Annotated in this window: 11 protein-coding genes; 9 read left to right on the top strand and 2 right to left on the bottom strand. The window is 48.2% G+C overall.

The features are described 5' to 3' along the window. Positions 1 to 2: 2 nt before the first annotated feature. Positions 3 to 977 carry a tryptophan--tRNA ligase gene (trpS, locus tag G459_RS0125350; protein WP_026970085.1) on the bottom strand — a complete coding sequence of 325 codons (975 nt, stop codon included), beginning with the start codon at positions 975 to 977 and terminating at the stop codon, positions 3 to 5. Positions 978 to 1,047: 70 nt separating this feature from the next. Between trpS and G459_RS0125345 the strand changes: the two genes are divergently transcribed. The 3 genes from G459_RS0125345 to G459_RS0125335 are packed head-to-tail and all read left to right on the top strand — an operon-like array spanning position 1,048 to position 6,557. Next, entirely contained in the window at positions 1,048 to 2,142 is a 1,095-nt protein-coding gene (locus tag G459_RS0125345) for a DUF1573 domain-containing protein (protein ID WP_026970084.1), read from the top strand. A gap of 43 nt (positions 2,143 to 2,185) precedes the next feature. After that, a complete protein-coding gene (locus tag G459_RS0125340; RefSeq protein ID WP_084454705.1) occupies positions 2,186 to 5,677 on the top strand; it encodes a T9SS type A sorting domain-containing protein in 3,492 nt (1,163 codons plus the stop codon). 10 nt (positions 5,678 to 5,687) lie between these two features. After that, positions 5,688 to 6,557 (top strand): hypothetical protein, encoded by an 870-nt coding sequence (locus tag G459_RS0125335; RefSeq protein ID WP_026970082.1) that lies wholly within the window; start codon positions 5,688 to 5,690, stop codon positions 6,555 to 6,557. A gap of 199 nt (positions 6,558 to 6,756) precedes the next feature. Here G459_RS0125335 and G459_RS0125330 read toward each other — a convergent pair whose 3' ends face one another. Further along, entirely contained in the window at positions 6,757 to 7,962 is a 1,206-nt protein-coding gene (locus G459_RS0125330) for an acyl-CoA dehydrogenase family protein (RefSeq protein ID WP_035457011.1), read from the bottom strand. A gap of 117 nt (positions 7,963 to 8,079) precedes the next feature. On the opposite strand from G459_RS0125330, the gene G459_RS0125325 reads away from it, so the two are divergent. From G459_RS0125325 to G459_RS30325, 6 genes are all read left to right on the top strand, one after another. After that, positions 8,080 to 9,051, top strand: a complete 972-nt coding sequence (locus G459_RS0125325; RefSeq protein ID WP_026970080.1) for a tryptophan 2,3-dioxygenase family protein — start codon at positions 8,080 to 8,082, stop codon at positions 9,049 to 9,051. Between the two features lie 6 nt (positions 9,052 to 9,057). Continuing rightward, entirely contained in the window at positions 9,058 to 9,885 is an 828-nt protein-coding gene (locus G459_RS0125320; RefSeq protein WP_026970079.1) for a LytTR family DNA-binding domain-containing protein, read from the top strand. 99 nt (positions 9,886 to 9,984) lie between these two features. Then, on the top strand, positions 9,985 to 10,593 hold the full coding sequence (locus G459_RS0125315) for a hypothetical protein (protein ID WP_026970078.1): 609 nt from the start codon (positions 9,985 to 9,987) through the stop codon (positions 10,591 to 10,593). A 1-nt stretch (position 10,594) separates the two neighbouring features. After that, entirely contained in the window at positions 10,595 to 11,767 is a 1,173-nt protein-coding gene (locus tag G459_RS0125310; RefSeq protein WP_051315431.1) for a serine hydrolase domain-containing protein, read from the top strand. Positions 11,768 to 11,914: 147 nt separating this feature from the next. Next, positions 11,915 to 12,466, top strand: a complete 552-nt coding sequence (locus tag G459_RS0125305) for a LemA family protein (protein WP_026970076.1) — start codon at positions 11,915 to 11,917, stop codon at positions 12,464 to 12,466. Beyond that, entirely contained in the window at positions 12,467 to 14,179 is a 1,713-nt protein-coding gene (locus G459_RS30325; protein ID WP_026970075.1) for a DUF2207 domain-containing protein, read from the top strand. The last annotated feature ends 46 nt before the right edge of the window (positions 14,180 to 14,225 follow it).

Raw genomic sequence — 14,225 nt, 5'->3', positions numbered from 1 at the left:
ATTTATCTAAAACCCAGTTTAGTCCGAACCCGGTTTAACACGTCCATCGCGACTGCTTTGGCTTTTTTCTCACCTTCAGCAAGCCGCTTTTCGACTTCTTCAGGGTTGGTCATGAAGAAATTGAAGGTTTCCCTTTCTTTGGCATATTTGCTCAGGATCAGTTCCATAAACTCCTTCTTAGCGTGGCCATATCCGTAGTTTCCGCCTAGGTAGTTTGCTCGCATTTTTTGGATTTGCTCAGGATTTGCCAAAAGGCTGTAAAGCTTAAATACATGGCAGGTATCAGGATCTTTCGGTTCCTCGAGCGGTGTGCTGTCGGTCACGATCGAGTTGACGTTTTTCTTCAGCTCCTTTTCCGGCAGGAAGATATCGATGTAGTTATTGTAGGACTTGCTCATCTTCTGGCCGTCCGTACCGGGGATGATCATCACCTCTTCGCTGATTCTGGCCTCGGGCACGATCAGTATTTCTTCTTCTACTATACGATTGAAAGTCGAGGCGATGTCGCGGGTCATCTCGAGGTGTTGAAGCTGATCTTTTCCCACGGGGACGAGATTGGCGGAATAAAGCAAGATGTCGGAGGCCATCAGCACGGGATAAGTGAATAGCCCGGCATTGACATCCGAAAGACGCTCCGATTTGTCTTTGAAGCTGTGCGCATTGGCCAGCATCGGAAACGGCGTGAAGCAGTTGAGGTACCAAGTGAGCTCGGTTACCTCGGGGATCCGTGACTGGCGGTAGAAGGTTGTCTTCTCGATATCCAGGCCAAATGCCAACCATGCCGCGGCGACCGCCAGGGTGTTTTGCTTTCGCAATTCGCCGTCTTTGCCGGAGGTCAGCGAGTGCAAGTCGGCGATAAAAATGAAAGCCTCTTCGTGATTTTGATTGATCAGCTTGATTGCTGGGACGATAGCTCCCAGGATGTTGCCCAAGTGCGGGCGACCGGAGCTTTGAATGCCCGTAAGTACTCTTGCCATTTGCCTAAATTTGGGGCAAATTAAGTAAATCAACCTGAAATGGAGGTGAAATTATGCGTTAATTGCAACTATGAATCGTTTAGCTTTCCCCTTTTTCGTTGCTCTTTATTTCATCGTTTCACTTTCTGTCTCCGCTCAGGAATCTAATGTTCCAAAGTTGATTTGGAAAGTCAACCGGATCAATATCGGGACCGTGCTGGAGGAGCAAGGCCTGCAGCAGGCGGAATTTGAATTTTCCCATACCCAGGATTCTCTTTTCTTTATTCAGGATGTCTGGCTGGAGTGCGGATGTGCCACGGTAGAATATACCCGGGATACGCTCCAAGTGGGAGAGTCCGGCAAGATCATCGTGTCGTTTGACCCGACTTCTGCTGCAGGTTTTTTTTCAAAGATGATTGTGGTCAAGGGCAATTTGAGTGGGGTGCAGGATTCACTTTTCCTGGAAGGTATCTCCATTCCCTATCCTTCAGATCTCCAGCGGGCATATCCAATTTCCAGAGGTTCCTTGGGGTTTCGGTTGAAAAAAGTGAACATGGGAGATGTCTTTGACAATGAGCCAAAGATCAAGTATGTCGAGTTTTTTAACAAGGGAACTGAGATATTGGACAAGGGAGCTTTTCGCTCGACTACACCTCCCTATCTCCAGATTTCGCAGATTCAACAGTTTGTGAGGCCGCAGGAGCGGGGCTTGCTGATGATCCGGTACGATGGCAAGCTCAAGAATGACCTTGGATTTTTTGAGGATTTGATTCCCGCCAACTGGGAAAATGTCGAAGGGTCGGAGATTGAATTGGAGATCGTGGCTGACTTGTTTGAGTATTTTGCGCCAATTCCAAAAGACGACTTGAATCAAGTGCCCCAATTGGTGATCGCCCAGAAGGAAATCGACCTCAGAGAGATCAGCTCCAAGGCGGTCGTCAGAAGGACCGTCACGCTGAGTAACCAAGGCCGACAGACGCTCGAAATCCGCAAAGTGCAAGGAAACTGTGATTGCCTGGTGCTCGAAGCGCCCAAAGAGAAGCTGGAGCCCGGAGAAAGTATGGAACTCAGTCTCACACTGGATCCCATCGGCAGAAAAGGCATTGACCAACGAAATATTTATATCTTTAGTAATGATCCGGTCAATCCCGTGCAGCTGATTGTGCTGAAAAGCAGGATAGAGTAGACTCCGGAAATAAAAGGGAATAGGGAAATCACTCAGTACAACGATGAAAAAGCGCAACAGCAGGTTTGGACGTATTCTTTTCCCCTTTATTCTGGTATTGTTATTTGGGCTGGAGACGTTTGCCGCCAAAAGGTATGCTTCCCCGACTGGAAATGTCAGTAACGCTGGCACGAGTGAGGCAGCTCCCTGGAATTTGGCTTTTGCATTTCAGCAAAATTCTCCCCTTGCGCCGGGAGATTCGTTGATTCTGCTGGATGGAATTTACGAAGGCAACTTCGTCCTTGATAAAAGTGGTACCTCCCAAAGTCCAATCTTCATCTTGCCGAAAAACGAGGGTAAAGCAATCTTTGACACCGGTAAAAACCGGGTTGCTGAAACCGGGATCACGGTCAACGGTTCCTATGTTTGGCTGATTGGGCTGCACCTGACTTCCTCATCTACTGTCAAGAGAGAAGACTTGGGCGAATCCGTACCCTACGAGGCTGGGATTACGGTTTTCGGTGTGGGTGTCAAGCTGATCAACTGCTGGATTTATGACATTCCAGGAGGAGGCCTACAACTCTGGAAGCCTGCACTTGATCTGGAAGTGTATGGCTGTGTGATCTTTAACAACGGGTCTCAAGCCAGTCTTCGGGGTACCGGACATGGTATGTATATCCAGCATGACGATCCCTCGAGACCTAAGGTAATCCGAAACAATATCGTGTTTCAAAATGCCTCTCAAGGGATCAATATATACACCAGTAATCCGATCAACGGTGGTATCAATTCCCTGGAAAATATCGCTTTCAATACCGGTGCAATTGCAAACTTCAATCCCTCGGTGTTTCGCCCTCCGCACAACCTTACCATCGGATCCCAAAGCAACGAGAGTTTTGACTTGAAGGTGGACAAAAATGTCTTTTACGCAGATCTACAAGGAGGGAGATTGTCCAAAACCCAAGTAAGTAATGTGTCACTGGGTAGAACCTATCAGCCCAACAAAAATATCTCGTTTACCAATAATCTGCTGTACGGTGGGGGGAATCAACTTGAGATCCAGCCAGTTGAGAAACTGAGATTGACGGGAAATAAATTTTACAACGTTCACGGAAAGTTTTTCCAGTTTCTATCGGTGCCAAGTGCAGCGATCGAAGTTGTCTGGAATGAAAACCAGTATTTTAATATTGAGAAAAATGCGACACCCTTTACTGGAGCTAATTTTTCGGATTGGAAGAGTAAATCTGGCTTTGACGCCGGTAGTAGCTATTCGGAAATTGCCCCGAATACACCGCAGATTTTTGTCCGGAGAAATGAGTACGATCCTAGAAAGTTCTATGTGACGATCGTCAATCCACAGAAACAGACTGCCGTGGAGGTTGCATTTTCTGATTTCAATATTCCCGCAGGAAGCTCCTATCGCATTCTGGATATCCAAAACCCCTTTGATGCATCTCTCGATTTAAAGGGTGTTTACTCCGGTGGCAAGGTGGTTTTTCCGATGAATTTGACCAAGTCTTTGCCTCCAAAAGGAAACATGCCCCATAGGCCGGTGCATACTGATTCTCAGTTTGCTGTGTTCCAGATCCAATTTGAATCCGAAGTTTCCCTACCTGTTTTCGAAGAGTTAATCACTGTCGAACTGGGACAGGACGGCAAGGTATCCACGACTCTTGCAGACTATCTCAAAAATGAGGTGAAGGGTGACTGGAAAGTGACATTTTCCAGAAGTCCTGAGTACACCTGTGCAGACTTGGCAGGCACACAAAATGAAGTGAAGATCACCGATTCTAAGGGGAACATTTGGACAAAAACGGTAATCGTCAAAGTAAAGGATAATATTCCTCCCAAACTGACGCTGAAGCCCCATGGTCTCCAATTCGATTTGGTCAAGGGATTTTTGGAGTTCACGGCGGAGGATTTTGTATCGTCAGTCACGGATAATTGTGGGGTAAAGTCGCTGACAATCAGCAGAAATCGTATCGGTTGCTCGGAATATCAGTTGCCGATAGAGGTGGTGTTGGAAGCCGTGGACAACTCTGGCAACCAGACACGGGAAGTGATTACCCTGAATCTTTCCTCCTTTGAATCCAAGAAAATCTCGATCTCACCGGAATCAGGGAAGCAGTTTACCGTTGGACAGCAGGCAGAGATTCGTTTGGGAAGTGAGTTTGAGTTTACGTTGGAGGGCTGGTACCGCAATGGACAACGGCTCGCTATCGAAAAAGGCAATGCAATCCTCACCGACGAACCGGGTACTTACTGGGCAAAACTTTTTCCAAAAGGCTCGGACTGTACTGTGGAATCCATGAAGACCGAGATCAATTTTTCTTCTTTGCCTTTTGGCGGAGTCAAGGAATCGCATCAACTCGTTTTGGGGCCTGATGGAAAGGCAGAATTGAGACCGCAGGATGTATTTTCTACTTGGCCATTGTCGGATCCAAGTTTGGTAATTACACTGGGTAAGACGCTTTTCTCATGCGAAAACATCGGTGATAATCAAGTGACGATCTTAATCAAAAAGCCCGGTGGAGAAACATGGGAGAGGACAATAAAAGTGATCGTGAAGGATCAGACGAAGCCTGTCTTAGTGCCTAAAAACATCACCCTCGACCTCGATGTGTCCAAAGGTGTCGTTGAGATCACTCCGCAGTCGTTGCTTGCTGAGTTTGGAGACAATTGTGGGATCAAGTCGCTGACGATCAATAAAAACCGCTTTACCTGTGAAGATGTTGGAAAAGAATTCTCCGTGGCTATCCGGGCGGAGGACAATTCAGGCAATGTAACTGAGGCGGTTGCAGTCGTGTCGGTGATCCGATCTGAACCGGAAAAAGTGCTGATCTCTGGTAAAAGTGAACTTTGTGCAGGTGAAAAAACCATTCTGGAACTCAGCTCTTCCAAGGCTTTTGAGGTCGTCCGCTGGAGGAGAAATGGAGTTGAAATCCAAAGTCAAACCGGAAAGACGCTGGAAGTCTCCGAAGCTGGCAATTATCATGCGGTCATTCGCTATGCAGGCGGATGCCTTTCTGAAACGGAAGCCGTCGAAGTAAAAGTGAGTCCAATACCCGCCGGTGAGATTGCCGTGGACGGAAATATCCTACGGGCTCCCGAGGGGAATTTCAGCTACCAATGGTTCAGGAACGGGGAGAAGATCAACGGCGCGACCAACCGGGTTTTCACTGCAGATCAGATGGGAGAATACACCGTGGAGTTGACCAATGAGGCAGGCTGCAAAACGATGTTTGAAGCAGTCACATTGACCATTTCAGGGATTATCGGAAGGCCGGTGAACCCGTCCGTAGAACTGAAACTCTATCCCAATCCAGCTTCAGACAGGGTGACGATCGAGCTGCCGGATGGCGTCTTGCGTGCGAAACCGAATATCCTGGTTTATTCTTCCGAAGGGAAAAATGTTAGCTCAGTTGTTCAGATTACTGTCTTGACCGACTCCAAAGTCGAAATTTCCCTGAACAGAATGTCAAAAGGCACGTACTTGATTTGGATCATTGGTGAAAACCAAAAAACTTATTTCGGAAAACTTGTCGTAGTAAACTAAACCACATAAAATGAAGTTTCTCTCCCTTACACTATTATTTTTTGCCTGCGTTTTTTCAAATTCTTTCGCCCAGACGATCCCATATTCCAAAGGCAGAATTATTATCAGTTCGGATGGTAACGAGCACGATGAGGACGACTGGGCGGCAACACCGATGAGTCTGGCGCTGCTGGCAGCGAGAGAGCTGCAGGATGAGCTGGTAATCTATGCCTTCAGCGACCACACCTGGGGTTCAAATAAGGAGAAGCCAAAAGCGGCAGAACAGATGCGCGAAAGTGCCTTTATCGGTTCCAATAAGTTTGGCTTCAAAAAGACCAAGTTCATCGAGGCGGCGGCGGCTCCGAACTATGCCGTGATCGAGATTACCCTTCAGATCAATAAAAGCTCCGCTAAGGATCCGCTGACAATTATCGCTGCCGGCCCGATGGATTTGGTTGGCGATGCGATCAACGAAGCCGACTCGACCAAACTGAAGTATGTCAGACTGATTTCCCATTCCGTCTGGAATGATGAGCATGCCGACAAACCCTACGAATGGGAAAAGCACGAAGGCTGGACTTGGGAAGAGATTAAAGCGGAATTTGAGCCAATGGGGCTGCAACTGGATCATATCGCTGACCAAAATGGCAGCGAAGAGTCCGAAGGCTTAAAGTCCGACCTAAGCAAGTATGACTGGTTGAAAAACGCGACTAACCTCGACCCGAAGCTCTTCGAAAAAGACTCTTGGACATGGCTGTACAGCAGATTGGTAGCTGCGCAAAAAGGGGAGGAGTTTGACCCTTCCGATGCGGGGATGATCGTCTACCTTCTCACCGGCAGCCAGAAAAACACCCCAGATTCGCTTAAAGAGATTCTGGAGAATCCGGGGAAGGTGAAATAGAAAAAGGCCCTGAAAAATGAAATTCAGGGCCTTTTCTTTGCGCCTAAGTAAATGTCCCCACTCACTGGATTTTGTTTGCAGAATGTGGATTTGAATTTTCGCGAGCGGCGACGCTCAAGAGGGAGGGAACATGTCGGAGCTTTTCAATTTTACTACCTTTTCACCTTCCCACTTTTCAGTTCCAATTTTTCAGATTCAATCACTTAAAAGCCTGCAATCCGGTAATATCCTGACCCAAGATCAGCAAGTGAATATCATGCGTTCCTTCATAAGTAATTACTGATTCCAGATTCATCATGTGACGCATGATCGGGTATTCGCCGGTGATGCCCATGCCGCCATGGATCTGCCGGGCTTCGCGGGCGATATTCAGCGCCATCTCCACGTTGTTGCGCTTGGCCATGGAGATATGCACGGTTTTGGCGGTGCCGGCATTCATCATCTTGCCGACTTTCCAAGCCAATAGCTGTGCTTTGGTAATCTCGGTCAGCATCTCTGCCAGTTTCTTTTGCGTCAGCTGAAAACCTCCGATCGGCTTCCCAAACTGGATGCGCTCCGCGGCGTAGCGTCTTGCCGAGTCATAGCAATCCATCGCCGCTCCGATCGCGCCCCAAGCGATGCCAAACCGTGCCGAATCCAAGCACATCATCGGCGCGCCCAAGCCGGACTTGCCAGGAAGGAGGTTTTCCTTTGGAACTTTTACGTTGTCAAAAACCAGTTCGCCCGTGCATGAAGCGCGAAGCGACCATTTGCCGTGGGTCTCCGGAGTGCTGAAACCTTCCATGCCGCGCTCGACGATCAAGCCGTGGATTCTGCCTTCTTCATTCTTGGCCCAGACGACGGCTAGATCAGCCTTGGGGGAATTGGAGATCCACATCTTCGCGCCATTGAGCAGGTAGTGGTCGCCCATGTCTTTGAAGTTGGTGACCATCCCGCTGGGATTGGAGCCGTGATCCGGTTCGGTCAGACCGAAGCAGCCGAGGTATTCACCCAAGCCCAGTTTGGGCAGGTATTTCATTCGCTGCTCCTCGGTGCCAAACTTGTATATCGGATACATCACGAGCGAGCCTTGGACGGAGGCCGTGGAGCGCATGCCTGAGTCTCCGCGCTCGATCTCCTGCATGATCAGCCCGTAGGAGATGTAATCCAGGCCTCCGCCGCCGTATTGCTCGGGAAGCTGTGGGCCGAATGCGCCGACCTCGCCAAATTTTCGGACGATTTCGTAGGGGAAATGAGCTTTTTGAGCCCAGTCTTCGATGTAGGGAGAGATTTCTTTTTTGACAAAGTCCCGCATAGACGATCGGATCAACTTCTGCTCATCGGTGAGCAACTCGTCCAGATCCAGAAAATCAACGCCTTCAAAATTATCCTGCTTCAGGGATTTCCGGATTTCGATAGCCTCCATGTTATATTTGGTTTATTTTTGGGAATCACTCATTTTTGCGGCGACGCAGAGCCGCGGTCGTCCCGAAATTAAGGAGAAAGGCCCTGAATAAACTACCTTTTTGACTAAAAATTCCCCATGCAAGAGTCCCAGTTTGATCCCAAGATCCTCGATAGAATTCATCAACTGGAGGAGAAGTTTAAGTCGTCGGGACAGGACCTGCTTTCGTACCTTGAAGGCTTGCTCTACGCAGACTACCTGACGTACTGGGACTATATCAATCTGGACGTTTTGCTGTCCCTGCAGCAGCCCAAGACGAGCTTTAAAGACGAGAAGATCTTCATCATCTATCATCAGATCACCGAGCTGTACTTTAAGCTGATCATCTCGGAGATGGAGCAGATCGCGGAGCAAAACCCACTGACGGAGACGTTTTTCAAAGCCAGACTGGAGCGGATTGCAATGTATTTTGACCACTTGATCAGCTCTTTTGCCCTGATGTGGAAAGGGATGGAGCGCGAGCAATTTCTGAAGTTCCGCATGTCGCTTTTGCCTTCCTCCGGTTTCCAAAGCGCTCAGTTTCGGGAGATTGAGCTGATGGCGACGGATGCTTTTCACCTGATCACGCTCTCCAAAAGACCAGAATACGATTATCACAGCCCGTCGGACGATTTGTTTGAAAATCTCTATTGGCAACAGGGCGCTATCGAGCTGGCGACTGGGGAGAAGACGCTGACCCTGAAGAATTTCGAAGAAAAGTACGGAAAAAAGCTCGTCGACCTCATCGAGTCCTACCGCCGCAAAAACCTCTGGCAAAAGTACATGGAGCTAGAGAACCCTTCGCCGGAAATGAAAGAGCTGATGCGGCAGTTTGACCTGAAAGCCAATGTGTTTTGGCCACTGGCGCACTACAAATCCGCCGTGCGCTACCTGCAACGCGACCCGGTGGACATCGCAGCTACCGGCGGTACCAATTGGCAAAAGTATCTTCCTCCGCGCTTTCAGAAAGTCATCTTTTTCCCAGAACTCTGGTCCGACCAAGAGACGGAAGAGTGGGGCAAAGGCTGGGTAGTAAAGGAGATTTTTGGAGAAGAGATCCAAAAAGGCTAAGCGCCCATGATCAGAAATTCAGGCCTTTCTTTATCAAAAAAATACCGGCCGGATCTTCTGATTTTTTTGGTGTTGATTCCGCTGATCAGCGCTTTCAATTATTACCTGACCTATTCCAATATCCAATGGAACGGGTTTCTGGTCCTGACTTTTGCGATTGATACCACGCAGGGATATTTGGCTTGGCTGATCGTGCGATGGATCATTTTGCGACTGGATCAATCCTTGCCTTTTGGGCCAAAACCCGCAAAGAGAATCCTGCTCCAGCTTTTGCTCACAACTTTTTCCGGGCTGAGCTTTATCATCCTGACCACCGAGCTGGTGAGTTGGATAGCCAAAGGAAGACCGGCCGTGTTGGAGTTTTACACGATGGACGTCTTTATCATCGGAGTTTGGTTTTTGGTGATCAACGGCATCTACATCGGCCTTTACTATTACCACACGCTCCAGGAGATTCAATCCCAGCAACCCAAGATTCAGCCTGTTTTCAGTGGATTTGCAGTGAAAATGGGGAATCAGAATCTGCTTATTCCCGGTGCGGATGCGGCCGCTTTGAGGATTGAAGACGAATATGTTTTGCTGATTTCTCTCGCGGGCAAAAAATACTTCCTCGATGAAAGTCTGGATTATTGGGAAAAGGAGTTGCCCGAAGCTGATTTTTTCAGGCTCAACAGACAGACGATTGTACATCGGCAGATTTTGCTTGGATTCAAAAAGTCAGATCATGGAAAACTGGAAGCTCAAGTAGATTCCAAGATCAACGTGGAGCTGAAGTTGGGCATCAGCCGCGCCAAAGCACCTTCGTTTCGCGCGTGGTTTATGCCAAGCCGCTGACATTTCAAGGCAAATTTGAGTGCACTTCGGCGAATCCTTGCCTCATTTTTTGATTCAGACGGCGGTTTATAGGTAGAATTGTTCCGTAAATCGACGGCTATGTACAGACAGATTTTTCTCTTGTTTTCGCTTTTCATCACAATCTGTTCAGCGATAAAAGCGCAGGATTCGACTCCAAAGGATTACCGTAATTTCCCTTTGACGGTCACCCTTCAGTTTCAGTCCTTTTCCCTTCCTTTCAAAAACCTGGGAGCGAATTTCAAAAATATGGGAATCGGACTGGGTACCGAAATCAGTCATGGCGGTGACAGCCACGACTGGATTCAGGAGTTTTCGGTCTTTTGGATCCGAAACAAAAACATGGGCAACGGCATCTATCTGATGACGCAAACTGCCTGGCGACCCTATTTGAGTGATCCGCTTTTCGGGGAAATCAAAGCGGGCGTCGGCTACAAGCTGGCCTTTAGGCCCAGCGAGTCTTTTGTCCAAAAAGATGGCGATTGGATCCCGGTGGGAAAGAAAGGGAAAGGAATGCTGGCTATCCCGATTGGTGTGGGTTTGGGCGTTCACAACTATTCTGAGGGAGTATATACCAGTCCTTTTGTCAACTATCAGGCTGTATTTCTGAAGGGATTCAATCAGGATATTCCGGTTGTCCCGGAGACGATTTTTCAGTTTGGAACACGAACCCACTTCAACGGAAACTGATATGAAAGGCATTCAAAAAAAGCGGATTTGCGTGATCTTGGGCTTGTTGTTTTTCTCAGTCATCCATCTCGCAAAGCCACAGGAAACGGCATGCAACCCTGAAAATTCAGAGTATGAAAACGGGAGGTTTCAGAATGTGCAGGATAAGCTGGAGGAACTCGTGCGGCTTGGGATTCCAGGCGTGGTGGCAGGGGTCAAAACACCGGAAGTAGAATGGTATTCCGCCGCCGGATTCTCCAGGCTGGAGAGCAAAACGCCGATGAACACCTGTAATCTGCAATACCTTCAGAGCATCTCAAAAACCTATCTGGCTACCAGTGTTCTGATGTTAAAGGATCGAGGCAAGATTGATTTGGACCAGCCTGTTTCTACGTATCTGCCAGATGAATTGAGCACTTGGATTACCCGATCCAATGAAATAACGGTTCGCATGCTGCTGAATCATACTTCTGGAATTCCCGAATATAACTACCTGCCGGAATACATCACGGTGCTGCTCCAAGACCCAGACCATTCGTTTACGCCGATGGATTACATGGAATTGATCAAGGGCAAAAAGTTGGATTCTGAACCTGGCGCCAAGTATTCGTATCGGAATTCTGGATTTGTCTTGCTGGCTTTGATGATGGATCATTTGACTGGAGATCATGCGGCATTTATCCGCGAGAATATTTTTGGAAAGCTGGGACTAGAAAATACGCGCTACCGACAATCCGATGATTACCTGGATAATCCCAGATTGGTAGATGGCTATTGGGATCGGTACAGCAACGGTATCATCGAGAACTCGAGCTATTTGCAAGTTCAAAATGTGAAAAAGATGGTCGGAGACGATGGAATCGTGACTACTCCGGGCGATGGGATACGGTTTTTGGAAGGCCTGTTGAGTGGGAAGTTAATCTCTGAACAGTCTCTCTCCGAGATGAAAACTTGGGTGAACGATGCCAAAGGACTTCCTCAGTATGGACTGGGCCTGGATCTGACCACTATCGGAGGCAAAGAAGCGATTGGGCACAGTGGGGGAGGATTGGGAGCGGGAAGCCAGTTGTATTACTTCCCCGAGCGGAAAACCTACATTTTCCTGGCAATCAATCTCGCCACCGTGACGGGAAGCCCGATCCACTCGAATGCGGAAAAAGTGATCAACGAACTGTATTTGGAGCTGTTGAGGTAGTTTTTCAACAGATGACATTTGATAGTCCGAAGCCGGTCGGATCATCATGTCATCAGGTCAAATCTGAAACAGAGGATTTAAGCTATGAGGGATCGCATAAATCCTTAAATTCAAATCACGTTTTTTTCCAACCTCAACGCAAAGCAAATGACCTTATTAATTATCGGAGTGATCGTGCTCCTGGTGATTTTTTACACCATCGGGATCTATAACAAGCTAGTCAAATTCCGAACCCTCGTAGACGAAGCCTGGAGCGGGATCGATGTGCAGCTCAAAAAGCGATACAGCCTCATTCCCAATCTGGTAGAAACTGTCAAAGGCTACGCCAAGCACGAGCAGGAGACCTTCGAAAAAGTGGTGAACGCCCGAAATATGGCGCAGTCAGCGACGACTTTGGAGTCTCAACAAGCTGCCGAAAACCAACTCAACAAAGCGCTGGTCAACCTTTTTGCCCTATCGGAACAATATCCAGAGCTGAAGGCCAACCAAAATTTTCTGAAACTCCAGGAGGAATTGTCGGTGATCGAGCAGGACATCGAGAAATCCAGAAGGTACTACAACGGGACGGTGCGGGAGAAGAGCATCCTTATCGATTCCTTCCCCAGCAATATCCTGGCAAACCTGTTTGGGTTTGTTAAGTCCAAGTTTTTCGAGCTGGATAGCGATGCCGAGCGAGTACTTCCCCAAGTGAAATTCTGAATGAAACAGGTCACCTTTTTTATTCTGGGAATTTTTCTTTCAGCGTTAGCTTTTGGGCAGGATGAAAAGTTGCGGGAGTTTGAATCCACTATTCTGATTGATCCTTCAGGGCTCATCACGGTTTCAGAAACGATCATTTATTCAACTGAACTGAGTGGCAAAAGAGGCATCATCCGATCACTGCCCTTGACAAGAGTAGACGACCTCGGAGATGAGATCAAGAATGAATTTATTATCCTGTCAGTGAAACGCGACGGAACAGAGTCTCTTTATCACACGGAGCGGGAAAACGGCCACCTTTCAATCTATGTCGGCGAGTCTTCGGTATTCCTCGATCCAGGCGACTATGAGTACGAAATCACCTACTCGATACCGGGGCAGATCCGGTTTTTCGACGGGTATGATGAATTGTATTGGAATGTCAACGGAACCCAATGGCCTTTTGCTGTCGATAAGATCAAAGCAGAAATTTTCCTTCCCGAAGGAGCTAATATGGTGCAAAATGCCTGCTACACCGGCCAATACGGAAGTACGGAGGGTAATTGCCAGAGTTCGGCTAATGGAAAGTTGGTCACATTTGAAGCGGGACCGCTGAATCCCTATGAGAATCTTAGTGTCGCCATCGGCTTTAGCAAAGGAATAGTCGCTGTACCTCCGCCTCCCGGCTTTTTGCAGCGAAACGGTTACCAGCTGTTGATGGCTGGGTTCGGGTTGTTTCTGTTGGGCTATTATTTTTTCACTTGGCTCAGATTTGGAATTGATCCGCCCAAGCCGACAGTAATTCCGCTTTTTGATCCGCCTTCCAATCTCTCGCCGGCCTCTGTGGGGATGGTGGCGAAGGGATATTATTGGCAGGATTTCGTGACCGCTTCTTTGGTCAGTCTTGCTTCCAAAGGCTACCTCCGAATTGAAGAGAAGACGAGTGACGGACTTTTCGGGCTTTTCAAACAAAAGGAATTCGAACTCATTCAGGTAAATTATCCGAATGATAGCTTGCCAAAGGAAGAGAAGGAGCTGCTGCGGTCTCTGTTTGCGGTAAAGGAAAAAATCACGCTGAACGGGAAATATGACGCAACAATAGCGAAGGCGGTGACGAATTTTCATTCCAGCTTGACTTCGCAGTGGAATACGTTGCTTTACAAAGGTTTTAATTTCAAGTTTTGGATTTTGCCCTTCGTACTGATCGCCGGATATATTGCGATGCTGGTGCTGTTGGATGACTACTTTGTATATCGGGACAAGGCGCCGCTTCTCATTGGGTTTTTGGCGGGAAATGCGGTTCTATTTGTCCTTTACCAATGGCTGATTCGCAGACCGGCCGAACAAAAACTCAAGCTGCGATCGGAGATCGAAGGGTTTAAGATGTACCTGTCAGCAGCGGAAGAGAAGATGCTTCAGTTCAGCAATCCTCCGGAAATGACTCCCGAGAAATTTGAAGCGCTCTTGCCTTACGCGATGGTGTTGGATGTGGAAGAAATCTGGGGAGAGAAATTTCAAAATAAGCTGGCGATGAGTGCAGAGCGTCAGGACTACAACCCCAGCTGGTATGGTGGTGGGATGATTCAGCGGGCAGCATTTGCCCACATGCTCAACTCCAGTCTCTCAAATACGATCAGCCAATCCAGCCAACAGCCTTCCAGCAGTGGTGGCGGTTCGGGAGGCGGCGGATTCTCCGGCGGTGGGGGAGGGGGCGGTGGCGGCGGAAGCTGGTAAACTTTAACGCCATCGACTTGATACTTTTTGAAAAAGCACTTAAGCT

Origin of the sequence: Algoriphagus terrigena DSM 22685 (genome assembly GCF_000429445.1) — a bacterium.
GTDB lineage: Bacteria > Bacteroidota > Bacteroidia > Cytophagales > Cyclobacteriaceae > Algoriphagus > Algoriphagus terrigena.
Note: the sequence above shows the minus strand (reverse complement) of the source record. Positions and strands in the feature narration are given on the sequence as shown.